24 protein-coding genes are annotated in these 24,492 nt (G+C 71.2%); 4 read left to right on the top strand and 20 right to left on the bottom strand.

Going from position 1 to position 24,492, the window contains the following annotated elements; all coding sequences use genetic code 11:
• Window positions 1–15 precede the first annotated feature (15 nt).
• Both F1721_RS13115 and F1721_RS13110 read right to left on the bottom strand, forming a co-directional pair.
• Window positions 16–750 carry a (Fe-S)-binding protein gene (locus tag F1721_RS13115; RefSeq protein ID WP_150066898.1) on the bottom strand — a complete coding sequence of 245 codons (735 nt, stop codon included), beginning with the start codon at window positions 748–750 and terminating at the stop codon, window positions 16–18.
• Between the two features lie 25 nt (window positions 751–775).
• Window positions 776–2,404 (bottom strand): L-lactate permease, encoded by a 1,629-nt coding sequence (locus F1721_RS13110; RefSeq protein ID WP_150066897.1) that lies wholly within the window; start codon window positions 2,402–2,404, stop codon window positions 776–778.
• A 97-nt stretch (window positions 2,405–2,501) separates the two neighbouring features.
• Here F1721_RS13110 and F1721_RS13105 point away from each other — a divergent pair, with 97 nt between their 5' ends.
• Window positions 2,502–3,254, top strand: coding sequence for a FadR/GntR family transcriptional regulator (locus F1721_RS13105; protein WP_246154763.1), 753 nt, complete (start codon window positions 2,502–2,504; stop codon window positions 3,252–3,254).
• 3 nt (window positions 3,255–3,257) lie between these two features.
• Here the strand turns inward: F1721_RS13105 and F1721_RS13100 are convergent, their stop codons facing one another.
• From F1721_RS13100 to F1721_RS13015, 18 genes are all read right to left on the bottom strand, one after another.
• Window positions 3,258–4,058 (bottom strand): IclR family transcriptional regulator, encoded by an 801-nt coding sequence (locus F1721_RS13100; protein ID WP_150066896.1) that lies wholly within the window; start codon window positions 4,056–4,058, stop codon window positions 3,258–3,260.
• A gap of 14 nt (window positions 4,059–4,072) precedes the next feature.
• Window positions 4,073–4,456, bottom strand: a complete 384-nt coding sequence (gene pcaC, locus F1721_RS13095) for a 4-carboxymuconolactone decarboxylase (protein WP_150066895.1) — start codon at window positions 4,454–4,456, stop codon at window positions 4,073–4,075.
• Entirely contained in the window at window positions 4,456–5,217 is a 762-nt protein-coding gene (pcaD, locus tag F1721_RS13090) for a 3-oxoadipate enol-lactonase (RefSeq protein WP_150066894.1), read from the bottom strand. Before pcaD ends, pcaC begins: the two co-directional genes overlap by 1 nt.
• A complete protein-coding gene (gene pcaB, locus F1721_RS13085) occupies window positions 5,214–6,569 on the bottom strand; it encodes a 3-carboxy-cis,cis-muconate cycloisomerase (protein WP_246154761.1) in 1,356 nt (451 codons plus the stop codon). The genes pcaD and pcaB overlap by 4 nt, the downstream gene beginning before the upstream one ends.
• Window positions 6,541–7,113 carry a protocatechuate 3,4-dioxygenase subunit alpha gene (pcaG, locus tag F1721_RS13080; RefSeq protein ID WP_150066893.1) on the bottom strand — a complete coding sequence of 191 codons (573 nt, stop codon included), beginning with the start codon at window positions 7,111–7,113 and terminating at the stop codon, window positions 6,541–6,543. Before pcaG ends, pcaB begins: the two co-directional genes overlap by 29 nt.
• On the bottom strand, window positions 7,113–7,862 hold the full coding sequence (gene pcaH, locus F1721_RS13075) for a protocatechuate 3,4-dioxygenase subunit beta (RefSeq protein ID WP_150066892.1): 750 nt from the start codon (window positions 7,860–7,862) through the stop codon (window positions 7,113–7,115). Before pcaH ends, pcaG begins: the two co-directional genes overlap by 1 nt.
• A gap of 34 nt (window positions 7,863–7,896) precedes the next feature.
• On the bottom strand, window positions 7,897–8,655 hold the full coding sequence (locus F1721_RS13070) for a CoA-transferase subunit beta (protein ID WP_150066891.1): 759 nt from the start codon (window positions 8,653–8,655) through the stop codon (window positions 7,897–7,899).
• Window positions 8,652–9,470 carry a CoA transferase subunit A gene (locus tag F1721_RS13065; RefSeq protein ID WP_150066890.1) on the bottom strand — a complete coding sequence of 273 codons (819 nt, stop codon included), beginning with the start codon at window positions 9,468–9,470 and terminating at the stop codon, window positions 8,652–8,654. The genes F1721_RS13070 and F1721_RS13065 overlap by 4 nt, the downstream gene beginning before the upstream one ends.
• 166 nt (window positions 9,471–9,636) lie before the next feature.
• Entirely contained in the window at window positions 9,637–10,122 is a 486-nt protein-coding gene (locus F1721_RS13060) for an NUDIX domain-containing protein (protein WP_150066889.1), read from the bottom strand.
• Window positions 10,123–10,252: 130 nt separating this feature from the next.
• Window positions 10,253–11,014 carry a hypothetical protein gene (locus tag F1721_RS13055; RefSeq protein ID WP_150066888.1) on the bottom strand — a complete coding sequence of 254 codons (762 nt, stop codon included), beginning with the start codon at window positions 11,012–11,014 and terminating at the stop codon, window positions 10,253–10,255.
• A gap of 24 nt (window positions 11,015–11,038) precedes the next feature.
• Window positions 11,039–13,132 carry a hypothetical protein gene (locus F1721_RS13050; RefSeq protein WP_150066887.1) on the bottom strand — a complete coding sequence of 698 codons (2,094 nt, stop codon included), beginning with the start codon at window positions 13,130–13,132 and terminating at the stop codon, window positions 11,039–11,041.
• Window positions 13,129–14,091: a hypothetical protein gene (locus F1721_RS13045; RefSeq protein WP_246154757.1), complete on the bottom strand. Its 963-nt coding sequence runs from the start codon at window positions 14,089–14,091 to the stop codon at window positions 13,129–13,131. Before F1721_RS13045 ends, F1721_RS13050 begins: the two co-directional genes overlap by 4 nt.
• A 4-nt stretch (window positions 14,092–14,095) precedes the next feature.
• The gene (locus F1721_RS13040) at window positions 14,096–14,779 is read right to left on the bottom strand and encodes a Crp/Fnr family transcriptional regulator (protein WP_150066886.1); all 684 of its coding nucleotides are present in this window, start codon (window positions 14,777–14,779) and stop codon (window positions 14,096–14,098) included.
• 185 nt (window positions 14,780–14,964) lie between these two features.
• Window positions 14,965–15,954 carry a quinone oxidoreductase family protein gene (locus tag F1721_RS13035; RefSeq protein ID WP_150066885.1) on the bottom strand — a complete coding sequence of 330 codons (990 nt, stop codon included), beginning with the start codon at window positions 15,952–15,954 and terminating at the stop codon, window positions 14,965–14,967.
• 41 nt (window positions 15,955–15,995) lie between these two features.
• Window positions 15,996–17,084: a CapA family protein gene (locus tag F1721_RS13030; RefSeq protein WP_150066884.1), complete on the bottom strand. Its 1,089-nt coding sequence runs from the start codon at window positions 17,082–17,084 to the stop codon at window positions 15,996–15,998.
• The gene (locus tag F1721_RS13025; RefSeq protein WP_150066883.1) at window positions 17,081–18,022 is read right to left on the bottom strand and encodes a DUF3048 domain-containing protein; all 942 of its coding nucleotides are present in this window, start codon (window positions 18,020–18,022) and stop codon (window positions 17,081–17,083) included. Before F1721_RS13025 ends, F1721_RS13030 begins: the two co-directional genes overlap by 4 nt.
• Before the next feature lie 47 nt (window positions 18,023–18,069).
• Window positions 18,070–18,699, bottom strand: coding sequence for an NUDIX hydrolase (locus tag F1721_RS13020; RefSeq protein ID WP_150066882.1), 630 nt, complete (start codon window positions 18,697–18,699; stop codon window positions 18,070–18,072).
• Window positions 18,700–18,727: 28 nt separating this feature from the next.
• Complete coding sequence (locus F1721_RS13015; protein WP_150066881.1) at window positions 18,728–19,336, bottom strand: TetR/AcrR family transcriptional regulator; 609 nt, start codon at window positions 19,334–19,336, stop codon at window positions 18,728–18,730.
• A 216-nt stretch (window positions 19,337–19,552) separates the two neighbouring features.
• Here F1721_RS13015 and F1721_RS13010 point away from each other — a divergent pair, with 216 nt between their 5' ends.
• The 3 genes from F1721_RS13010 to F1721_RS13000 all read left to right on the top strand — a co-directional run bounded on the left by F1721_RS13010 (window position 19,553) and on the right by F1721_RS13000 (window position 24,473).
• Window positions 19,553–20,875 carry a carboxypeptidase regulatory-like domain-containing protein gene (locus tag F1721_RS13010; protein WP_211840449.1) on the top strand — a complete coding sequence of 441 codons (1,323 nt, stop codon included), beginning with the start codon at window positions 19,553–19,555 and terminating at the stop codon, window positions 20,873–20,875.
• Window positions 20,876–21,646: 771 nt separating this feature from the next.
• Window positions 21,647–23,035: an HNH endonuclease signature motif containing protein gene (locus tag F1721_RS13005; RefSeq protein ID WP_150066880.1), complete on the top strand. Its 1,389-nt coding sequence runs from the start codon at window positions 21,647–21,649 to the stop codon at window positions 23,033–23,035.
• 151 nt (window positions 23,036–23,186) lie between these two features.
• Window positions 23,187–24,473, top strand: coding sequence for a M14 family metallopeptidase (locus F1721_RS13000; RefSeq protein ID WP_150066879.1), 1,287 nt, complete (start codon window positions 23,187–23,189; stop codon window positions 24,471–24,473).
• Window positions 24,474–24,492: the final 19 nt, after the last annotated feature.

Raw genomic sequence — 24,492 nt, 5'->3', positions numbered from 1 at the left:
CCAGGTAGGTTCCGGTCACCGGTCGGCTCCTTCCGCGCTGGCCAGGATCTCGGCGAGGTGCATCACCCGGATTCCGGAGCGCTGCCGGGAAAGCAGCCCGCCGATGTGCATCAGGCACGAGCTGTCCCCGGCGCAGAGCACCTCGGCGTCGGTCTCCCGGACGTGCCGCGCCTTGTCGGCGCCCATCGCCACCGACACGTCCGGGTTCTTCAGCGCGAACGTGCCGCCGAACCCGCAGCACTGCTCGGCCGCGGGCAGCTCGACGAGCTCCAGCGAGCGGACCGCGCGCAGCAGCCGCAGCGGGCGGTCGCCGACCCGCAGCAGCCGCGCGGAGTGGCAGGTCGGGTGGTAGGTGACCCGGTGCGGGAAGTACGCCCCGACGTCGGTCACCCCGAGCACGTCCACCAGGAACTCCGACAGCTCGTGCACCTGCGGGGCCACCTGCGCGACCGCGCGGCTGAGCTTGCGGTCGCCGTCGGCGACCATCGCGTGCTGGTGGCGCACCGAGGCCACGCACGACCCGGAGGGGGCGACCACGGCGTCGTAGTCGGCGAAGGCGTCCACGAAGGTCCGCACCGAGGACTTCGCCTGCCTGCGGTACCCGGTGTTGGTGTGCATCTGCCCGCAGCAGGTCTGCGCCGCGGGGAACTCCACCTCGCAGCCGAGCCGCTCCAGGACCTGCACGGTCGCCTTCGGCGCTGCCGGGAACACGGTGTCCCCGAGGCAGGTCGCGAACAGCGCCACCCTCATGCCACATCACCTCGTTCTGATCCGCTCACCGTGGAAGCATCCACGACAGGACTTCGGACTGCAGGAAGACCAGCGCGCACAGGGCGAGCAGCAGCCCGATGCTCCACTTGAGAACGCCCCGCAGGATCTTGGCCTCCGCCCCGGCCATGCCGACCGCGGTGGCCACGATGGTCAGGTTCTGCGGGCTGATCATCTTGCCCATCACCCCGCCGGAGGTGTTCGCCGCGACCAGCAGCGCCGGGTCGACCCCGACCCGCTCCGCGGCGACCTGCTGCAGGCTCGCGAACAGCGCGTTGGCGCTGGTGTCCGAGCCGGTGACGGCCACGCCGAGCCAGCCGAGCACGGGGGAGAAGAACGCGAAAGCGGTGCCGATCCCGGCGATCGCGGTGCCGATCGTGGTGGTCTGCCCGGACTGGTTCATCACGTAGGCCAGCGCCAGCACGCTGACGATGGTCAGCCCCGACCAGCGCATCGACACCGCGGTGCGGCCGAGCTCGGCCAGCGCCGTCGTCGGCTTGATCCGGTAGACCAGCGTTACGCCGAGACCGCAGAGCAGCAGCAGGCTGCCGGGGGAGGACAGCCAGCTGAGCGTGAACACCGTGCTGCTGGCCGGTTCGCCGGAGGCCGACAGCAGCGCGCCGTGCAGGCCCGGCCACGGGACCTCAACATCGGTCGCGGCCAGTGCCTCCCCGACGGGCTCCCACAGCTTGACCACTGAGAACACCGCGATCACCAGCAGGTACGGGAACAGCGCGAGGAAGATCCGCCCGGCGCCCAGCTGTCGCCCGGGAGCCTCGTCGGCGGCACCGGCGGTCAGGTCGGCACGTGCTTCGGCGCTGCCCGCGGGCTGCCAGAACCGCAGCAGCACGACCAGGGCCACCGCGCCCACCAGCGCCGAGACGATGTCGGTCAGCGGGACCGAGATGTAGTTGGCGCACACGAACTGCGCGACCGCGAACGCCACGCCGGTGACCAGCGCGGCGGGCCAGGTCTGCCGCACGCCGCGCCGACCGTCCACCACGAGCACCAGCAGGACCGGGACGATCACCGCCAGCAGCGGGGTCTGCCGCCCGACCACGGCGCCGATGTGCTCGTAGGGGATCCCGGTGAGCTCGCCCGCGGTGATGATCGGCGTGCTCAGCGCGCCGAAGGCGACGGGAGCGGTGTTGGCCAGCAGGACCGTCACGGCGGCGCGCAGCGGTGGGAAGCCGATGGCGACGAGCATCATGCCGGTGATCGCGACCGGGGCGCCGAACCCGGCGAGGGCCTCGAGCAGACCGCCGAAGCAGAAGGCGATCACCACGGCCTGGATCCGCGGGTCGGGCGAGAGCAGCGCGAAGGTCGCCCGCAGGTCCTCGAAGCGACCGCTGCGCACGGTCAGCTGGTAGAGCCAGATCGCGGTGATGACGATCCACAGGATCGGCAGCACGCCGAAGGCGGCGCCCTGACCTGCGGACAGCAGCGCGAGATCGGCTGGCATCCCGTAGCCGAGCACGGCGATCAGCAGCGCGGCGGCCAGCCCGGACAACCCGGCCCAGTGCGCCTTGACGCGCAGGACGCCGAGCAGCAGGAAGACCACCAGCAGCGGGACTGCGGCGAGCAGCGCGGACAGGCCGAGGCTGTCCGCGATCGGAGCGGTGAGCGGTTGGTACACGAAGGCGACACCTCTCTGTGCCGTTGACCTTTCTATGGTCAGACCAAGAGCTGGCGGTACCATAAAGATCGCTGGTGGGGTTTGTAAAGGGGGACCGGTGACCGGTTCGGAGATGGACGACCGCGCGGGGTGGCGACCGGTCGCCCGGGCGCGCACCTACGAGCTGGTCATCGACCGCATCGAGGAGCAGATCGTCAGCGGCCAGCTCGGCGTCGGGGACCGGCTGCCGCCGGAGCGGGACCTGGCGCAGATGCTCGGCGTGAGCCGGGCGGCGGTGCGGGAGGCGTTCCGCGCGCTGGAGGCCCAGGGCGTGCTGCGGATGGCGGTGGGCACCGGCCCGGACTCCGGCACGACGGTCGCCGCGCTGCCCAGCCAGGCCCTGACCAGGCTGCTCCGGCTCCACGTGGCGCTGGCGAACTTCCCGATGGCCGACGTGGTGCGGGCGCGGATCATGCTGGAGCGGGAGAGCGCGCGCAACGCCGCGCAGCGCGCCACCGAGGCCGAGCTCGAGGAGCTGCGCGAGCTGCTGGACGAGATGGACGCGCCGGACTGCGACCGGGAGCGGTTCAACGACCTGGACACCCGGTTCCACGTCGCCATCGCCGAGGCCGGGGGGAACCGGCTGGTGGCGGACATGACGATCGCCATCCGCGAGTCGCTGCGCCGACCGCTGCTGGCCGCCTTCGACGACCTCGGCGACGGGTGGTTCCCGATCGCCGACGACCTGCGCCACGACCACCGGCTGATCCACCAGGCACTGCTCGCCCGGGACGCAGCTGACGCGGAAGCGCAGGTGGAGCGGCACATCCGCAGCTTCTACCGCAGCGCCTGGCTGCAGGACCTGGGCTGAAGGTCAGCGGGAGACCGCGCGGGAGGCGGGGGCCACCGCGAGGTCGGCGGCGATGCGCTCGGCGGTCTGCAGCAGCGGCGGGAGCAGGTCGCGGCGGGCGTCCTCCGGGCTGGTGCGGGAGGCGTGCGAGGAGATGTTCACCGCCGCCACCACCTTGTTCGACCGGTCCCGGATCGGGGCGGCGATCGACCGCAGCCCGGCCTCCAGCTCCTGGTCCACCAGCGCCCAGCCCTGCTCGCGGATGCGCGCCAGCTCCTCCCGGAACTGCGCGGGGGTGGTGATGGTGTGCGGGCCCAGCGGGGCCAGGTCCACCTCGGACAGGTAGGCGTCCAGCTCGGCCGGTGGCAGGTCGGCCAGCAGGACCCTGCCCATCGAGGTGGCGTAGGCGGGGAAGCGGGTGCCGATGTTGATCGACACCGTCATGATCCGCGAGGTGGGCACCCGGGCCACGTAGACGATGTCCGGACCGTCCAGCACCGACACCGACGCCGACTCGTGCACCTCGGCGACCAGCCGCTCCAGGTACGGCTGGGCGATCTCCGGCAGCGAGATGCTGGACAGGTAGGCGAAGCCGAGCTCCAGCACCCGCGGGGTCAGCGCGAACACCCGGCCGTCGGTCCACACGTAACCCAGGTGCACCAGGGTGTGCAGGAAGCGCCGGGCCGCCGCGCGCGACAGGTCCGTCGCGCGGGCGACCTCGGACAGCGTCATCTCGGGGTTGGCCTCGTCGAACGCGCGGATCACCATGAGCCCGCGCGCCAGCGACTGCACGTAGCCGCCGCTCGGGTCGGTTGCGGTCTCCACGGTGATCTCCCGGCTCAGTCGGACTGCTCGTCACCCAGGATCGTATTGGCGATCGCGAAGGCGCTGTTGGCGCGGGGTACCCCGGCGTAGACCGCGACGTGCATCAGCACCTCGCGGATGTGCTCCGGCGGCACCCCGTTGCGGCGCGCGGCCTTGACGTGCATGGCGAACTCGTCCTCGCAGCCCACCGCGGCCAGGATCGCCAGCGTCAGCATGCTGCGGGTGCGCCGGTCCACCCCGTCGCCGCTCCACAACTCGCCCCAGGCGTAGCGGGTGATGAAGTCCTGGAAGCCCTCGGTGAACGGGGTGATCTTGGCGTTCGCGCGGTCCACGTGCTCGTCGCCGAGCACCTCCCGGCGCACGCCCATGCCCTGCGCGTAGCGGGATTCGTCGGACATCACAGGCTCCTCGTGAAGTGCTCCAGCAGCAGCCGGTTGACCGCTTCGGGCTGCTCGGCGTTGGCCAGGTGCGCGGCGGGCGAGAGCACCTCCAGGCGCGCGCCCCCGACGGCGGTGGCGATGCGCTCGGCGTGCGACGGGGGAGTGGCGGGGTCCTCGGCGCCCGCGATGACCAGCGTCGGCGCGGTGATCCCGCCGAGCCCGTCCAGCAGGTCCATGTCCGCGATGGCCTCGCAGCACCCGGCGTAGCCGTCGTCGTCGGCCGCGGAGAGCATCCCGCCGAACTTCGCGACGACGTCCTCCCGGCCGGCCAGCTCGGGGGTGAACCACTTCGGCAGCGACGGTTCGACCATCGCCGCGGTGCCCTTCTCCCGCACCAGCGCGGCGCGGTCCCGCCACATCGAGGCCGGGCCGAGGTCGGCGGAGGTGCAGATCAGCGCGAGCCGGTCGATGCGCTCGGGCGCGTGCTCGGCCAGCCACATGCCGGTCATGCCGCCCAGCGACACCCCGGCGAAGTGCGCCTTGCGGATGCCCAGGGTGTCCAGCAGCGCGAGCACGTCCCCGCCGAGCTGCTTGAGGGTGTACGGGCCGGGCTTGCCCGGGGTCGCGCCGTGTCCGCGCTGGTCGTAGCGCAGCACCTGGAACTCCTGCGCCAAGGCCGGGACCTGCGCGTCCCACAGGGTCAGGTCGGTGCCCAGCGAGTTGGACAGCACCACGACCGGGGCGCCGTCCGGGCCGGTCAGTTCGTAGTTGACGTTCACCGCTTCTCCAATTCGGCGTGTGCGGTCAGTGCGCGGTCGACGAAGGCGGGGGCGGAGCCGAGGTAGTCGGCCGGTTCGGTGGCCGCGACGACCTCGTCCTCGGACAGCACCTCCCGCACCCGCTGGTCGGCCAGCAGCTCGGTGCGCAGCGTCGTGCCCTCCTGCACTGCGCGGCGGCACAGCCGCCCGACCAGGTCCTGCGCTTCGGTGCGGCCGAGCGAGTCCATCAACCGGCCCGCGGCGCTCTCGGCCATCACCAGCCCGCGGGTCAGGTCGAGGTTGGCGGCCATCCTCTCGGGGTGGACCCGCAACCCGGCGAGCAGCCGCCGGGTCTGCGCGGCTGCGGCGGCGACGAGCCGCAGCAGGTCGGTCAGCGGTTCCCACTCGGACTGCCAGGACCCGGCGGCGCGCTCGTGCTCCTGGGGCATCGCCGCCAGCAGCGTCGCGACCAGGCCGGGAACGCGCTTGGACGCGGCGGTCACCAGCACCGCGGACACCGGGTTCTGCTTGTGCGGCATGGCCGAGGAACCACCGGCCGCGCCCTCGGCGAGCTCGCCGACCTCGGTCTGCGCGTGCAGCTCGACGTCCAGGGCGATCTTCCCGACTGCCCCGGCTGCCGTCCCCAGCGCCCCGGCCAGCTCGGCGACGCGCGTGCGGTCGGTGTGCCAGGGAGCCACGGGCTCGGCCAGCCCCAGCTCGGCGGCGAGCAGTTCGAGCACCCGGACGCCGTCGGCGCCGAGCGCGGCGAGCGTGCCCGCAGCGCCGCCGAACTGCACGGCCAACCGCCCGCGAATCCGCTCCAGCGCGGTTACCGCCTCGTCGAGCGAGATCAGCCAGGTCGCGCAGCGGTTGCCGAACGTCGTGGGCAGCGCCTGCTGCAGCAGCGAGCGGGCGATCATCACCGTGCCGCGGTGCTGCTCGGCCAGGCGCGCGCACTCGTCCGCAGCCGCGCGCAGATCGTCGATGATCAGGTCCAGGACGTCGCGCGCGACCAGCATCGCGGCCGTGTCGATCACGTCCTGGCTGGTGGCGCCCCGGTGCACGTGCGGCTTGGCGTCCTCGCCCAGCAGCGCGGTGAGGTCGCGCACCAGCGCGATCACCGGCGTCGCCGAGGACACCGCGCGCTCGGCGATCGAGTCGACGTCGAACAGCTCCGCGCGGCAGCACCGGGCGATCTCCTCGGCCGCCGCGCGCGGGACGACCCCGGCCGCGGCCTGCGCCGCGGCCAGCGCCGACTCGAAGTCCAGCATCGCCTGCAGCCACGCCCCGGCGGAGGTCCGCTCGGCGGCCGCCGGGGTGCCGAACATCGGCCCGAACAGGCCGTCAGATCGCGAAGAATACGGTCTCGTCATCGCCCTGGATCCGGATGTCGAAGCGGTAGCCCTGGTCGTCCGGGGTGGCGAGCAGCGTGCCCCGGCGCGCGGGATCCACTGCAGACAGCACCGGGTCGGCGGCGTTGGCCCGCTCCTCGTCCGGGAAGTAGACGCGGGTGACCACGCGGTTGAGCATCCCGCGGGCCAGCACGGTCACGTTGATGTGCGGCGCCTCGGTCTGCCCGGTCGGCGTGGGCAGCGGCCCGGGTTTGACGGTGCGGAACCAGAACCCGCCGTCGGTGCCGGTCGGGCAGCGGCCGAAGCCCTGCCAGGACGAGGACTCCGGGCGGGGGTCGGCGGGGTGGTCGAAGCGGCCCTGCTCGTCGGCCTGCCAGATCTCGACCACGCCGTCCGGGATCGGCTCACCGGCGCCGTCGAGGAGCTGACCGCGCAGCAGGAACGCGCCCGGTGCGCCCTCGGCGACGACCTCCGGGCCGTCGGCCCACAGGATCCCGCCGGGCAGGCCGAAGAACGGGCCGACGGTCTGCGACGGCGTGGTGGCGGGGGGAGTGGAAGCACCCATCAGTCGTCCTCCTCTTCCTCGTCCTCGAACACGGTGGCCTGCGGGCCGCGCAGCACGATGTCCCACTTGTAGCTCAGCGCCCACTCCGGCACCGTCGTGTCCAGGTCGAAGCGGGAGATCATCCGCTCTCGGGCCTTCTCGTCGCGCACCGAGTTGAAGATCGGGTCCTGGTGGAACAGCGGGTCGCCCGGGAAGTACATCTGGGTGATCAACCGCTGGGTGAACGCCTGCCCGAACAGCGAGAAGTGGATGTGCGCGGGGCGCCAGGCGTTGTCGTGGTTGCGCCACGGGTAGGCGCCGGGCTTGATGGTGATGAACTTGTAGTTGCCGTCGGCGTCGGTCACGCACCGGCCGGTCCCGGAGAAGTTCGGGTCCAGCGGCGCCGGGTGCCGGTCGCCCTGGTGCAGGTAGCGGCCCGCGGCGTTGGCCTGCCAGATCTCCACCAGCGTGTTGGGCACCGGCTTGCCGTTGGAGTCCAGCACCCGGCCGCTGACGATGATCCGCTCGCCCAGCGGTTCCCCGTCGTGCTGGACGGTCAGGTCGTGGTCGTGCTCCCCGCAGCGGTCCTGGCCCAGCAGCGGACCGGTGACCTCGGTGAGGTAGTGCGGCAGGTACTGCAGCGGCTGCTTGGGGTGGCGCAGCGCGGACGAGCGGTACTCGGGCGTGTCCAGCGCCGGGTGGGACGGCTCGTCGCTGCCGTAGCGGGGCAGGATCAGCCCGGCTGGCGACCGGGTTTCACGAGTGGTCATCGCAGCTCCTCGAGTTCTGGGCGGGCGGTGCCGGTCATGCGACGGTGGCCTTCAGCTCGCGCAGCACCGCGAGCTCGGTCTCGGTCGGCGGCGCCAGCTCGGTCGGCGAGTCGGCGACCTTCAGCGGCCACCCGACGGCGGCCCTGGCCTGCTCGACGGTCGCGCCCGGGCTGAGCTGGGTGAGGGTGAGCTCGCAGGTGTCCGGGTCGGGTTCCAGCACGCCCAGGTCGGTGATCACCTTGACCGGGCCCCGGCCGCGCAACCCGAGCGCCTCCCGGTCGCCCTTGCCGGTGCCGTAGCCGACGGAGGTGACGAAGTCGAGCCGGTCGACGAAGCTGCGCGGGCTCATCCGCATCACGATCAGCACCTCCCGGCAGGACGCGGCGATCTCCGGGGCGCCACCGGCCCCGGGCAGCCGCACCTTCGGGTTGGCGTAGTCGCCGCCGATGACGGTGGTGTTGATGTTGCCGAACCGGTCGACCTGCGCGCCGCCGAGGAAGCCGATGTCGATGCGGCCGGGCTGCAGCCAGTAGTTGAAGATCTCCGGCACGCTGATCACCGAGTCGGCGGTGTCGGCCAGCACGCCGTCGCCGATGGACAGCGGCAGCCGGTCCGGTTTGGCGCCCAGCGTGCCGGACTCGTAGATCAGCACCAGGTCCGGGGCGTGCGTGCGCCGCGCCAGGTTGGCCGCGGTGCTGGGCAGGCCGATGCCGACGAAGCAGGCCGCGCCGTCGCGCAGCGACCGGGCCGCGCCGACGGTCATCATCTCGTCCGCGGTGTACTCGGCGGTCATCGCGCGCTCCTCTCCCGCTGGACCTCGGTCTCCAGCCAGTTCGCGAACTTCTCCCGGTCCCGGCCGATCGGGTCCCACTGCTGGTAGTAGGCGTTGTCGCGCTCGTAATAACCCTGCGCGTACGACGGGTGCGCGCCACCCGGGACCTCGGAGACGGCGGTGACGACCCACTGCGGCAGCACCACCGCGCCGGGGCGCGGGGTCAGCTCGTCGACGATCTCCTCGACGGTGACCAGCGAGCGCTTCGAGGCCAGCACGGTCTCCTTCTGCACCCCGGTGATGCCCCACATCTGCACGTTGCCTGCCCGGTCGGCCTGCTGGGCGTGGATGATGCCGACGTCCGGGTTGAGCGCGGGCACGGCGGTCAGCTGCTCGCCGGTGAAGGGGCACTCGATCGGCTTGATGGTGTCGGTCTGCGCGGGCAGGTCGGTGCCGCGGTAGCCGCGCAGCACCGCGAACGGCAGCCCGGAGGCGCCCGCGGCGTAGCGGTTGGCCATGCCTGCGTGGCTGTGCTCCTCGATCTCCAGCGGGACCGGCCAGGAGTTCTGGATGGCGTCGCGGAACCGGTGCAGCGAGCCGACGCCGGGGTTGCCGCCCCACGAGAAGACCAGCTTGCGCGCGCACCCGGCACCGATGAGCTGGTCGTAGACGATGTCCGGGGTCATCCGGATCAGGGTGAGGTCCTTGCGGCCCTGCCGGATGATCTCGTGCCCGGCGGCGACCGGGATCAGGTGGGTGAAGCCCTCCAGGGCGATCGCGTCGCCGTCGTGGACGAGCTCCGCGATCGCCTCGTCGAGCTGCAGGATGCGTGCCACCCCGACCACTCCTCGCTTGTGCGCATAGTGAACACCTGTGCTTTCTGCGAACGATATGCGCGCGGTTCGATTCAGGTCAAGGACGCGGCTGCGGATTTCCCGCGTCATGAGGGCAGGCAGAAGCGCCGCGAGCGGGCGTCCCGCCGCGGTTCGGGGGGGTGTCAGGTCAGAGGTCGCCGGTTTCGGGCAGGCCGTCGGACGGGAGGTGGAAGACGGCGACGGCGGCTTCGGCGGCCGCGGTGGCCTGCAGGTAGCCGGTCTCGCCCCAGGCGAGCAGGTCGCCGACCTTGCCGGGGTGCACCAGCAGCCGCCGGTAGGTGCGGCCGCTGTCCGGATCCGGCGCGGGCGGGTGCACCAGGCTGATCACGGCGGCCATCCGCACCTGCGCGTACGGCGCGATCCCGTCGTCCACGCACTGGTAGCCCAGGTAGTGCGGCTCGTCGATGTCGACGGTGACCTCCTCCATCGACTCCCGCCGCAGGATGTCGCGGTACTCGACCTCGCCGGGCTCGGGACGCCCGCCGGGCAGGGTGTGCTTGCTGCCGTCCACCCGGAGCAGCACCCGGCCGTCGGGGACGAACAGGAACCCGTACACCTGCCGCACCGGCAGGCCCTCGGGCACGGGGCAGGTGTGCCAGCTGAACTTGGGCATCGGTCCGCATCCCCTCCCACGGCGCTGAGAAAGATCACCTTAGCCGAGAAAACCCCCGAACTGCGGGTTCGCCGCGCCCGCCCGCCCTCTCGTGCCGGGCTGCGAGAGCAGCTCGCAGCCCGGCACGGACTCAGCTCGGACCAGGCTCCCCGGCGGCGTCCCGGAGAACCGGGTCAATGCGCTCGACGAGGTCGCTGCGGCCGCGCTCGCCGAACACCCGCTGCAGGTACAGCTGCAGCCGGAGCCCTTCGGCGCTGTCGACGCCGTCCAGGAATTCGTCCAGAACACGGCCAGCGGTGTCCTCCTCGCGGGCAGGACCAAGGGCGGCCCGCAGGTCCAGGAACACCTTGGCGACCTCGGACAGCTCTTCGATCTTGTCCTGGTTGTCGGCGAACCACCACGCAGTGGCCCGGAGCGGGTCAACGATCAACGAGCGCAGACGCGTCGCGTCGTGCTCCCGCTGCTCGTGCTGCCAGGAGAGCAGGACCTGGCGGCGCGCTGCCTCCTCCCGCGTCGCCACCGCTGAAGCGAGTTCCGGATCGGCAGTCACTGACGCGCAGTGCGCTCGCGCACGGACCTTGGTGTCCTCCACAAGTTCCCAACGGAGCAGCGCGATGGCCAGCTCGCCGTGCAGCCGCGAGCACTCGGTCAGCGTGCGGTCCTGGCTGACCTTCTCGGCTCGGCGGATGATGCCCTCCGCGGCGATCTCCCGAGCAGCTGGTGGTGCAGCCCCGGCGCCCGACCACTGGCACTCCACGAACAGCTTGGCCTCGAACCGGAGTGCCGGGTCGGCGCTGCGCAAGGCGACCACGTGCGGTCGGCCGACTGCGCCGCGGTGGGGGTCGGCGGCAAGCTGCTCGCGGAACGCCCGCGCCAGCCGACGGTGGTGCATGTGCGCCTACCTCCTCTCGCTGCGTCACAACCGGACCGGATCGACTTCGTCCAACCGGGTCCACAGGTGGTGCACGGCGTCGGACAGGTCCGCCTCCAGCGAGCTGAGGTCCAAGTACGTCCGACCGAACCGGCTGGCGGACTGCAGCTGCGCGATGCGGCGCGAGTCGTGCTCAGCGGCCGCGACCAGCGGCTCGACCAGGACGTCGCGCTGCTCGGGCGGGGCTTTGGCCGTGGCGACCAGCCAGCTCTCGACCACCGGACGCAGGTTCTCGGGCGGCATGGTCGTCAGGGCCTGTTGCCAGAACGACGCCGCGGCATCGGCGTCGACGTCCAGCGCCCGGTCGCTGAGCACGGTCGCGACGGTCTCCGCCAGGATCAGCATCCGGCCCGGGGTGGCGTTCTCGAACCACTCCGCCAGGTAGCGCAGGAACGTCGACGCACCGAGCTCGGCCCCGATCTGCTCGACAGCTCTTCGGACCGCTGCGCGCACCAGGTCGTGCTCCGAGTTGGCCAGGTGCTTGAGGCGGGTCAGGGCGACGCGTGGGAACGCTTGGCCGATCCCGGCGCAGACCTCCGCGGTTAGCAGCTGGCGGTCGGCGCTGGGGTCCTGCGACCACTCCCAGAGCTTCTGCCGGACGGGCTTGCCCAACGACAGGTCGGTGGCGGTCGTGGTCAACAGCCGAACGGCGATCGACCGGCGGTAGTCGTCCGGCTTCCCGTCGTCGGTCTTCGCCCACGAATCGGCGAGCAGGATCGCGATGCGCGGACCGTCTTGGGCGGCGAGCTCGGCGACGCGGTCCGCTACCTGCTCCAACTCCTCTTGCGCCAAGTCGCGGATCTTCCGGGGGAGAACGCCGATCCACCCCAGGAGTGTCTTCCGGAGGTCGTGATGCTCCCGCCACACGTGCTGCAGCACTTGCTGGCCGGATCCGCGCGGCCGGAACTTGCGCGTTCCGGCATCGAAATCGTCCTCCAGCTGCAACAACTTGGTGTGCGGGCTGGGGCTCAGCAACGGGTTGACCTCGGCGGGTTTGATGCCGCTGCACGCCAAGAGCTCCTTGGACGCTGCGACGATGTGCTGGGCGGACGCCTCCTCCAGGAGGCTGGCCGCCAGGAGCAGCGCGACCCACTCGGTGTGCCCCTCCGCCTGGTGCCGGCTGATCTTCTTCCGCCACTCCGGGGTGTGCGCCTGCGAGCGCTCGTGGAGAGCGGCTAGGAGCGCCTGTTCGGGATCTTCGCCACGAGCATGGCGGTCGGACACCTCTTCGGCGATTTCCTTGACCCGCGGTGGCCACAGGGAGTCCAAGGCCTTCTCGACATCCCCTCGGACCAGGTCCTTCGGGTTCGGCACGACAGCGTGCTTGGCGAAGACCTCGGTGGACGGGGGATTCTGCAGCCAGTGCATCCGGTTGGGGAGCACACCATCGAACTTGCGCGCCTGCTCCTGCGGAACGATCAGGACGAGGTAGCTCCGGTAGGGCACCTCCAGCTGCTTGGTGAACTCCACCAGCCCGCGGCGAACGTTCTCGAAATCCTCTTCACCGGCCCACCGGAGGTCGACCAGGACCACGGCGGGTTCGTGCTCGACCAGCAGCGTCTTGGCCTGCAAGCCGAGCTTCTGCTCGAACAGCTCCTCGCGGACCACCAGGCCGGTGTGCTCCTTCTGCAGCTCGTGGCCCAACCGCAGCGCGGCGGCGAACTGTCCGCCTTCGCGTTCCTTCGCGGTGATCATCAGCACTCGCCGGTCGCGCAGAATGCGGAACGCGGTTTCGGGCTCCTCACCGAGCAGGCCCGGCGGTGGTTCGTAGCTCGCGGACAGGCGCTCGAGGGCTTCGTCGTCCTGCAAGCCGCGCCCGATTCGCTGCTGGGCACGGGCAGTGGCGAGCACGACTTCAGCAAGCTCGTTGCTGAGGATGTTCAGGTTGACGGACTGGTCGACGTCCCGCTGCGCGGTGACGTTGCCGCTGCCCACCACCGAGGCGGTGGGCTGGTGGACCGCTTCGTCCGCCTCGGGTTGGAGCGCTGGTGCCTCGACGAGCGGCGTCGGTTCAGACGCTGTCCGGTTGGGCGGGTCGAGCATGCCGAGGTCGTCGACGTCGTAGTTCACCGCGCTCACTGCTCCTCCGCGGTGTTTCCGGAGCCGACACGTCGACCGCTGGACGGGCTGAAGTTGGAGTCGCCCCGCGTGTGGAAGCGGCCGGAGAACTCCTGCTTGTTCTGGGACCGGTCGATGTCCCGGCCTGCGGTGGTGTTGTTGCTGCCGCTCACCGCGATGCCGCCGTTGCTCCGCGCCGATTGGTCCGTGAAGTCCCCCATCGCACCGGTCTGGATGACGTTCCGCGCGTACCCGTGCAAGTTGTTCTGGACACCGCTGCTCGGTGCGACTCCACCATCCGGTTCCGGCTCGGGCTGGCCGGAGAGCAATCCCGAGCGGAGCAGTTCGCCCGACGGGGCCGGTACGCGCAGGTATCCGACCCCCGAGTACTCCTTGGCGTCGACCTCCAGCGGGGCCTGCACGAACTCGGTGCGCTGTCGGGCGGTGTGACCGGCAGCCACGACCTCGTCCATCACCGAGCTCGAGATCACCACCGCCACGTGGGTCACGGCCGGGTCCGAGTGGTCGAGGAGCGCTTTGACGGACTTCGCGTCGACCATGCGGCCGACATCGACCATGATCCTGCCGCTGGGGGAGTCGGTCAGCAGCGCGTCGAACGCTCGGACGGGGCCCAGGTGCAAACTCGCCCGCAGCCTGAGCGTGATGTCGTTGGTGCGGAGCTGCGGGGCCCGGCGGCGCAGCTCGGCCTGCAGGGCGTCGAAGAACCTGTCGACGACGACGGCGACCAGGTCCTGGGGAACGCTCATGAGGTAGCCGTCACCACGATGTGCTCGGAAGCGGTCATCCCAGTCGCTCCGCAGGCCGGTGCGGATGGTGGCCTGCTGCAGGACGTCTGCCAAGACCTCCACGATGGTCTGCTGCTGCACATTGTTGTGCTTGCTGAAGCCGTGCACGTCCACGGCCAGGATGCCGATGTACTCGCCGATGGGGCGATTGATCTCCCGGGACTGGTCGTCCACCGGTTCACCTCCGCAGTCGGGTTCGCAGGACGGGAAGGAGGTTGCCCGGTTGCCGCGGCGGGTTCTGTCCAGAACTGGACACATCGGTGCTCCGGAGTTGCAGCAGCGCCTCGGGGTCGGTGACGTGGAGCTTGCCGCGCGAGATCCGGATCAGCCCGGCGGACTTCCACCTGGCGAGCACCGGGGTGATCGCCGATCTCGCGAGCCCGAGCGCGGCTGCCAGCTCCTCCTGCGGCATGGCGATGGTCGTGGGAGCTGGGTGGTCGGGTCCGGCCACGTCGATCAACGCGGTGATCAGGTCCGCCAACCTGGTCGCGGTGGTGTGGTGGGCGAGCTGCCAAGCGTGTGCGGCGCTGGCCCGCAGCTTGCCCATGATGTAGCCGTCTAGCTGCGACTTCAGCCCCAGGGTCTCGACGAGTTCGGTGAAGCGGCGGTCGCCGAGCTTGGACGTGATACCCGGCTCGATCGCTTGCACCGTGGCCGATCTGGGCAGTCCGTCGCGGCTGGAGAATTCGCCGATCACGTCGCCGGGCCCGCGGACCGCGAGCATCAGTTCACGACCGTCGGGCTCGGCGTAGACCACCTTCAACCGTCCGGACAGGCACAACAGCACCCAGCCTCCCGGGGTGCCTTGGTGCAGCAGCCGGTCACCGGCCTGATGTCTTGCTCGGATGCCCTGCTGGACCATGGTCGACCAGGACCGGGTGGGAATGAGGGATCGGAAACCGCGTCCTGCGCGGTAGTCGTTTGCCCCGTTCACGGTGTTGTGTCTAACGCCTGGCAGACCTCGCGTGGCGGGTGCGGAACAAGATCACTCGATGAGCCGTCCAGCCGTTACTTCTGGTGACCTCGGTACTCCTCCGGATCAGCCGGTCAGCGGAAGTCGAGGACGATCTTGCCTGCTGAGGTGGGGGTTGCCAGTTCCGCGCGGGCCCTGGCGGCTTGGGCCAGCGCGATGACCTCGTGGACATGCGGGCGGACTCGGCCGTCCGCGACCGCTGGGAGCAGGTGGGTGCGGATCGCCTGCGCGATGCGGGCCCGGTCGTCCGCGCCGCGGGTGCGGAAGGTGGTGCCGATCAGGTGGACGCGGCGGTAGGCCAGGCGGTCCACGTCGATCGTCGAGACCGGACCGCTCGCCCGGCCCACCTGCACGACGGTGCCGCCGATGCGGGTGGCCGCGATGCAGGCGTCCAGGAGGGCGCCGCCGACGTGGTCGACGACCAGGTCGACGCCCCGGCCGCCGGTGGCGGCCAGCACCGTCTCGGCCAGGTCGGTGCTGCGGGTGTTGACGGCTCGCGCGCCGCGGGCGGTGAGCAGGAGTTCCTTCTGCGGGCTCGTGGTCGTCGCGAAGACCTGGGCCGCTCCCGCCCACTGCGCGATGTCCAGCGCGATCAGGCCGACCCCGGAGGTTGCCGCCGTGATCAGCACGCTCTGGCCGGGGGCGAGCTGTCCCTGGTTCAGCAGGGCGTCGTGCTCGGTCATCAGCGCCGATGGCAGGGCCGCGGCTTCGGGCCAGTTCAGGGCGTCCGGCACGGGCAGCGCGATCCGGTGGTCGAACGCGACCCGGTCGGCGAAGGCTCCGTCGACCATCGCCATCACGTGGTCGCCGGGCCGCACTCCGGACACCGCGCTGCCGACCGAGGTGACGACTCCCGCGAGGTCCGAGCCGACGACGTGCGGGCGGTCCGCCCGGCGTTGCGCCGAGGCGTAGGTGCCGGCGAGTTCGTCGAGGTCGGCGTGGTTCAGCGCGGCGGCGCGGACTTCGACGACGATCTCGGCGTCCTCCGGTTCCGGGGGTTCGAGGTCGTGCCGTTCCAGCCAGGTGGGGCCTTCGGCGGTGGTGGAGAGGACGATCGCTCGCATGTCCCCGTTCTACCCCGGACCCGGGCCGGTCCACTTCGGACTCAGCGGTGGTGGGCGTGCAGCGTCCCGTCGGACAGGGAGATCTCGGTGCCGAAGTCGGCGCTGATCCGGGTCAGGGTGTCGCGGAGCCACTCGGCGTCGGCGGTCGAGGCCGGGTGCAGGCGCATCCGGCGGGCCTGCATCGGCAGCATGCGCAGCTCGGCCAGTTCGCCGGCCGGGGTGAGGGTGGCGAAGAACAGCAGGCGGAGGTCGTCCCGGTAGCTCTCGTAGCCGGGGATCCCCTCGTAGTCGTCGATGAAGTCGCCGCAGCCGTAGAGGACCAGGCGCCCGCGGTAGACCTCGATCGGCCGCGGGTGGTGCGAGGAGTGGCCGTGCACCACGTGCACGCCGCCGTCGATCAGGCGGTGCGCGAAGCGGATCTGCTCCGCGGTCACCTGGTACTGCCAGTTGCTTCCCCAGTGCAGCGAGACGACCACGACGTCGCCGGGCCTGGTCCGCTCGCGGATCTCGGCGGTGAGCTCGGCCGCCCGCCGGTCGGAGAGGTCCGGCAGGAAGTGGACGCCAGGCCGTCGCGAGGTCGCCGCCCAGCCGCCCGGGATCCCGCTGGAAGCGGCCCCGCAGCCGAACACCGCCACCCGGCCTCGCGGTGTGCCGACCAGCACCGGGCGGTGCGCTTCGGCGGCGTCGCGCCCGGCGCCCACCCAGCGCAGCCCGGCCCGGGACAGCGCGTCGAGCGTGTCGGCCAGGCCCTGGCGGCCGAAGTCCAGGACGTGGTTGTTGGCCAGGCTGCACACGTCCGGGCGGCCCGCGCGCAAGCAGTCCACGTTGTCCGGGTTCATCCGGTAGTGCAAACCCTTGTCCGCGGCGAAGCAGCCGTCGCGGGTGATGCTGGACTCGAGGTTGATCACCCGCACGTCCGGCGCGGCCTCCTCGATGGCCCGCAGCGCGCTGCCCCAGGGCCAGGCGAACCCGACCGGGCAGCGGATCGGCCCGTTGCGCTCCTCGGCGGCCGCCACGTAGCTGCGCGCGTCCTGCAGGTAGGGCTCGTGCAGGGCGGGATCACCGGGGTGCGGCAGGATCTGGTCCACGCCGCGACCGGGCATCACATCGCCGCACAGGAACAGCTTCATGGCGTGAGCACGATCCAGACCTGGCCGGACGCGACCGGCAGCGGCTCGCCCGACAGGCCGGTGTAGGTGGTCGCGGCGTCCCGGGCCGGGCGGGACCAGGTGCCGTCGAAGGCGCGCCCGTCCCGCAGCACCACGACCGGGCCGCTGCCGACGGTCTCGGCGATCGGTGACGGGTTGCCCGCCGCGTCGCGGATCGCCGATTCCCGCACCTGCACCCGCTGGATCACCACGGTCGGCGCGCCGAGGCGACCGGTGTCGACCGCCGCGTAGGGCTGGCCGTCCATCGACACCTGCCACCGCTGGTCCTGCGGGGACCAGTAGAACGCCGCGGTGGCGGCCGGGAAGCTGACCTCGTAGTGGTCGGTCGGCCTCCCACCGGCGGGAGCAGGTCCGGTGACCGGGCGGTTCTGCGCGGGCCAGTCCGCGCCGGGAGGAAGCTTGGCCGGATCGAGGAACAGGTTGTGCGGCACCGGGCGCGCTTCGTCGCGGGAGTAGGCGGCGGGCTGGTTGGAGTCGGAGGCATCGGTCAGCGGTGCGGCGTCGATCACGGGCAGCAGCTCGGGTGCCGCGCCCGAGTAGGCCAGCGTGGGGTGGCCGAACTGGGGGAGCAGCTCGGCGTCGGTCTCCCGCGCGCTGCGCACCGGCCCGACCAGCGGTGGAAGCTGTCCGGCGAAGATCGCCAGCAGGCGGCTGTAGCCGCCTTCGACCGGCTCGACGTAGATCAGGTTCGCCGCACCGATGCCCACTGGTGGCCGGGCGTCCGGCACGTTGTCGATCTTGACCGCGAGCACCGGCGCGAGCGCGGCTGCCGGTGCACCGCCTGCTGGCGGCGAGGGAGCCCCGGCGCGCGGTGGCTGGGACGGGCTGCACGCAACTCCGCCGAGCACCGCGAGCACGAACAGCGCTGCGGACAACGCGCGCAGCAACTCGCGCCGCATCAGAAAGCTCCCGGAATTCCCTCCAGGTCCAGGCTACGCCCGCGCGGTCAGCGCCAGGCGAAAACCGGTTGCTCCAGGTCCGCCACCGCGGTGTGCCGGTCGTGCAGCGCGACCTCGCGGAACTGGTGCAGCACGGCCGCCGTCGGCGCGTGGATGAGGGTGTCCAGCAGCGGGAGCTGGATCACCGGGCGATCGGACTCGGCGATCCGCACGAACCGCGGCTCCACGTCCAGGTCGGCCAGCGGCACCAGGTCGACCCCGGCCACCTCAGCGGGGTTGGGCGCCAGCTGCGGCGCCTCGCCGATCCACACCACCACCGGCGTGATCACGTACCCCGAGCGGGTCGCGTAGTCGTCCAGCCGACCGAGCACGTCGCACTGGTCCGCGGACACCCCGAGCTCCTCGTGCAGCTCGCGCAGCGCGGCCTCCGGCGCGTCCTCGCCCGGGTCCACCCGGCCGCCGGGCAGCGCGAACTGGCCCGCGTGCGCGCGCAGCGTCGCGGCCCGCCGGGTGATCCAGACGCCGAGCTGGCCGTTCTCGCTGGCCAGCGCGACCGCCACCGCTGCTGGTCGGCGGTCCCGCAGCGGGATGGCGGTGGCCGGGAACCGGTCCAGCCGCGCGGCGATGCGGCGGCGGGCTTCGACGGGGTCGGTGGGCAACTTGACGAGGTCGGACATCGCGATCCTTTCGCTGGGCGAGGCCGGGTCAGTCGGACGGCAACCCGCGGCCGAGCAGGTCGAACGCGCGGTCCAGGAACTCGTGCGGGGCGAGGTCCGGGTCCGCCCGGTGCCAGGCCTGGATCGCGGTGCGCATCGCCGTGATGGCGGTGCTCGCCAGCAGTCCGACGTAGAGGTCCTCGCGGTCCCGGTCGAGCCGCTGGGCCAGCCCGTCGGCCAGCGCGGCCTCCAGCGCGCGCGAGGCGACCACGACGCGGGGCATCAGCTCGGGGTGCTCGCGCAGCACCTGTGCCTGGTCGCGCCAGGTCGGGGCGGCCATGGCGGAGTCGATCGCGGCCGCGAGCACGGTGTGCGCCACCCGCAGCGGCGGGTGCTCGGCGGGCTGGTCCAGGACGTGCCGGGCGGTGCGCGCCACGATGTCCGAGGTCCAGGGGACCAGCACTTCTTCCTTGGCGGTGAAGTAGTTGAAGAAGGTGCGCGGGGACACCTGGGCGCGGGCGCAGATGTCCTCCACGGTGACCGCTTCGACACCGCGCTCCAGGAACAGGCCGATGGCGGCGCCCTGCAGCGCCTGCCGGGTGGCGCGCTTCTTGCGCTCGCGCAGCCCGCAGGTCTCCTCGGCCGTGGCCTCGGTCATCCGGATCGTCCGTTCCCGTCGTGCCGCGCGGCCCGGTGCCGATTCCGGGCATCTGCGACGAACCGATGTTGCACACCTGCATTTTTGCACGGACTGCAGAAATACGTTAGTCTCGCTAACCGTCAAACGGGGTGGTTCTCGCCCGCGGCGCCGATCGCGCCGGGCGATTCGAACCGAGTGCGGCGTTGCGCCCCGACCTGCTCGCGAGGAGTTCCCTTGACCGAGGCACAACCGAGCTCGCTGGTGCGCACCCTGGCATCGGCGCTGTGGTTCCCGATGTTCTTCATCGTCGGGTTCATGGTCTGCTACCTGCTGCCGTTCCACGCCCCGGCGCCGCACGACATGCCGGTCGCGGTGGTCGGGGAGCAGGCCGCGCAGCAGCTCGGCGCGGCCTTCGAGCAGAAGATGCCCGGCGGGGTCGACGTCGCGGCCGTGCCCGACGTGCAGGGGGCGCGGGATGCGATCACGCAGCGCGACGCCGTCGCCGCGTACGACCCGGTGCGCGGTGAGCTGTTCTACGCCAAGGCGAACGGCTCTGCGCTGCTGATGGTGCTGCAGCAGCTGTTCACCCCGGTCGCCTCGGCCACCGGGCACCACCTGGTGCTGACCGACCTGGCGCCGTCCGCGCCCGGCGACGTGATGGGCACCGGGCTGTTCTACTGCCTGCTCGCCCTGAACATCCCGCCCTACATCACCGTGATGATGCTGCTGCGGGCCGCGCTGAGCACCCGGCAGAAGCTGCTCGCGCTGGTCGGGGTGGGCGCGTTCGGCTCGGTCGTCTGCTACTTCGCCGCGCTGTCCATGGAGGTCATCCACGCCGAGCCGGTGCTGATCCTGATCGGGTTCCTGCTCACGCAGGCGGTGGCCTGGACGACGTTCGGGTTGGTGCCGTTCGTCAAGCAGTTCATCCCCGGGGTGGCGATGGGGGTGTTCGTGCTGCTGAGCATGCCGTCCAGCAGCGGTGCCATCCCGAAGGAGCTGGTGCCGCCGTTCTTCCAGTCGCTGCACCGGTTCCTGCCGCTGGGGCAGGCCGTGGACTCGATGCGCGGGATCCTCTACTTCAACGGGGCCGGGGCGCTGCCCGCGGTTTTGGGGTTGTGCGCCTGGTGTGCGTTCGGGGTGGCGTTGGTGGTGTTCAACCAGGTTCGGGCCAGGCGGAAGCAGGCTTCTGATCCTGAGGTGGTCACCACCGCGGGGACCTATGAGCACGAGGACGACAGCGGGGTAGTTGTCGACCCGGCCATCGAGGCGCCGGTGCCGCGGTACCACCACACGCTCGCCGGGACGGTTCGGGATGGTTCCGGGGAGCCGGTGGCCGGGGCCATCGTTACCGTGACCGACGCCGGTGGGGTGCAGTTGGCGCACCTGGTGACCGGTGGGGACGGGGAGTACGAGGTGCACGACCTGCCTCGGCAGTACGTGACCGTTGTTGCTTCGGCTCCTGGGATGCGGCCTGGCGTGGATCGGGTCGGGGTTCGGGCTGGGCGGATCGGGTGCGACTTCGTGCTGGAGCGGGAGGCGCGGGTTGGGGTGCGGTGATCTTCTCCGCTTTCGGGGTGGTTGGGGCTTTTAGAGGTTGTGGCGTGCGGGGGCCAGCCCCGTGGTTGGTGGATTTTGGGGGCTGTGGACCGGATGCCAAGCCCGGCCTGGCGGCCGCCCCTTCGGGGTTTCAGGCTTGACATCCGGTCCACAGCCCCTGTTCGGCTTCGTGCCACGGGGATGGCCCGGTGTGGGATGGTTCGGGTTGCGGGGGTTGTGGTGGGGATTTCGGCTGGGGATTGTCGCCTTGCGGCGTGGGGGCTGGGGTTTGGTGGTGGCCGTTGGTGAAGGGGTGACCGTGCGGTGGTGTCGGGGGATCGGTGGGGTTTGGTTTTGCCGCGGGCGGTGAGCGTTGGTGTTCGCCGTGGTATCACGGCTGTTCGTGTGGTGGCGAACGGCCGTGGTTTCGCTTGAAGTTGGGGGCCATCTCCCGAGGTTGCGGTCACGGCCTTCCGAGGGGTGGTGACGACTGCAATTTCGATTGAAATTGGCTGGCCTCGCCACCGCAGGTTCTGTCGGTGACGACGCCAATTTCGATTGAAATTGCATCATCCCGAGACGACCACCTGCCGCTTTGAACCCCGACGCGGCCCCGTGCGCGGCGCGCCTCTCCTCGTCGACCCGCCCTGGTATCGCCGCTGAGCGCCAGGTTTTCGCGCCGTGCGCGGATGCGATGCGCGGGTCGTTTCTGAGGGTTCTTCGCGGATGATCACCGGATCGAGCTACCGTTATTGAGTCGAAAATGTGTGCGAATCTTGGGATCATTGAGGCATGGCACCTTTGATCACCGCAGTCGCGGATTCGGACGTTCCCTTCGGGGCGGTTTCGGGCTCAAGCCTGCCCGAGGTCGCCCTGGAAGGGCGGCCGGTGGTGTCGTGCTCCGATGCGGAACTCGTCGACGAGATCGTCGAGATCGAGCGGTTGGTCCGGGCGGCGCGGATGCGCCAGTTGCAGCTGATCGCCGAAGCTGAGCACCGCAGTCTGCCTGCGCAGCAGGGGGTTCGGTCGCCGCAGACCTGGCTGCGGGGATTGCTCAACATCGACCCGGCGGACGCCAAGGGGCGCGTGGTGGTGGCTCGCGATGTCGAGCAGCAGACCAGCCTCTGCGGCGAGCCGCTTCCCGCTGATCTGCCCGCCACTGCTGCGGCGATGTCCGAAGGCGCCATCGGGGTGGATCACGCGCTCGTGGTGTCGCGCTGCGTTCGCAGCATGCCCGAGCACGCGCGGGTGCACCACACCGAGGAGGTCGACGTCCTGCTCGCCGACAACGCGCGGCGGATGTGCCCTCGGGATCTGGCCAAGCTCGCCGAGCGGATCAAGTACCTGCTCGATCAGGACGGTGCCTACCGCGACGAGGAGGCCCAGCACGAGGCGCGCGAGCTGCACTACGCCACCGGGCGGGACGGAATGCTCGTGGTCAAGGCGCGTCTCGACCGCGAGACCGGTGCCAGGTTCGTGTCGGCCATCCAGCCGTTGGCCGCGCCGCGTCCGGAGGTGGACGGGGAGAAGGATCCGCGTTCTGCGGGGCAGCGCAACGCCGACGGGTTGGCCGCGATGCTCGACATCGTGCTGGAATCCGACCGGATGCCGCGGGTCGGCGGGCAGCGCCCGCACCTGGCCGTCACGATCGACTTCGACGACCTCAAGCGCGGGCTCCTGCTCGGGGCGGAGGGCATGCCCGGCACGCTGGCCGCGACCGAGCAGTCGATCAGCGCCGAGAACGTGCGGCGCATCGCCTGCGACTGCGAGGTGCTGCCCGTGGTGCTCGGTGGGGACAGCCTTCCGCTGGACGTCGGCGCCTCGCAGCGGACCGCGCCGCCGCACATCCGGGCGGCTCTGCTGCAGCGCGACGGCGTCTGCGCGTTCCCCGGGTGCGACCGGCCGCCGGGGACGCCGCAGGCGCATCACATCGTGCACTGGGTCGATGGCGGTCCCACCGACATCGGCAACATGGTCATGACCTGCGCGCACCACCACCGCGTCGTCCACGGTCAGGGGTGGGAGATCACCCTGCGCGACGGCCGTCCGGTGTTCACCCCACCGTCCAGTGTGGACTTGGCTCGGGCGCCGAGACCGGGCGGCAGGGCGTTACCCGCCGCGCACCGCGACACCCTCCGGGATCTCATCCCGGCTCCCCGGAGCCCGGAGGGCATCCCGTGACGCCCTGCGGCGGCGGGGTGCCGCGTTTTCCCGGTTTATCCCGGACAACTGGGAACCGGATGCGCCCGGGAATGCCACTTTCGCTGGTGGCGAGCGGTGCACCGGTCCGCCAGATTCGGGGGTCCACGACCGCTGATCGATCGGAGGTCCGATGTTCAGTTCACGGCGCACCGCAGCGACGATCGCGGCCGCTGCCTGCCTCCTGCTGCTCCCCGCAGCCCAAGCAGGCGTCTCGGCCGCACCCGACGACCCGGTCGCGGTTCCGGCGGCCGAAGCCGGTGGCACCGCGGTCTACACCGTGCCGGACACCGACAGCCGCAGCCGGACCGAGATCAACCGCAGCGGCGCGCAGGTCCTGTCCGTCACCGGGAGCACGGCCACGATCGAGGCCACCCCCGAACAGGCCGCGCAGCTCCGGGCCGGTGGGTTCGCGCTCCAGGCGCAGCAGGACGTCGTCAGCGCGCTCCAGGAGCTCAACCTCGACCGGAAGGCAGCACCCGGCACCGCCGCCTTCCCCCCTGACGATCAGGGCTACCACACCTACGACGAGGTCAACCAGGTCCTGGACCAGGTCGTCGCCGACCACGGCGACATCGCCGCGAAGTCCAGCGTCGGCAAGTCCTTCGAGGGCCGCGACATCCCGGTGCTGAAGATCAGCGGCAACGTCGCGCAGGACGAGGCCGAGCCCGAGGTGCTGTTCAGCTGCAACCAGCACGCGCGGGAACACCTGACCACCGAGATGTGCCTGCGCATCATCACCCGGTTCACCGACGGCTACGCCTCCGACCCGGCCATCAAGGAGGTCGTCGACAGCCGCGAGATCTGGATCGTGCCGATGGTCAACCCGGACGGCTCCATCTACGACGTCGAATCCGGCCAGTACCGGGGCTGGCGGAAGAACCGCCAGGACACCGGTACCGACACCAACCGCAACTGGGACTACCAGTGGGGCTGCTGCGGCGGCTCCAGCGGCAACCCTGCCTCGGAGACCTACCGCGGCACCGCGCCCTTCTCCTCACCGGAGGCCAGCCAGCTCGCCGGGTTCGTCGACTCCCGGGTGGTCGACGGTGCGCAGCAGATCAAGGCGCACATCGACTTCCACACCTTCTCCGAACTGGTCCTGTGGCCCTACGGCTACACCGACGCCGACACGGCCGAGGGCATGACCCAGGAGGAGTACGACCGGTTCGTCCGGGTCGGCACCGAGATGGCCCGGACCAACGGCTACACCCCGCAGCAGTCCAGCGACCTCTACATCACCGACGGCAGCGTCAACGACTGGATGTGGGGCAAGCACAAGATCCTGTCCTTCACCTTCGAGATGTACCCCTCCAGCGGCGGCATCGACGGCTTCTACCCGCCCGACGAGGTGATCCAGCGCGAGACCGAGCGCAACGACGCGGCGGTGGACATCCTGCTGCGCGAAGCCGGGGCCTGACCCGCGGGTCGGCGGCCCG

This window comes from Saccharopolyspora hirsuta (assembly GCF_008630535.1).
Taxonomy (GTDB): Bacteria; Actinomycetota; Actinomycetes; order Mycobacteriales; family Pseudonocardiaceae; genus Saccharopolyspora; species Saccharopolyspora hirsuta.
The sequence above is the reverse complement of the archived record's forward strand: the minus strand, read 5'-3'. Positions and strand labels throughout refer to the sequence as shown.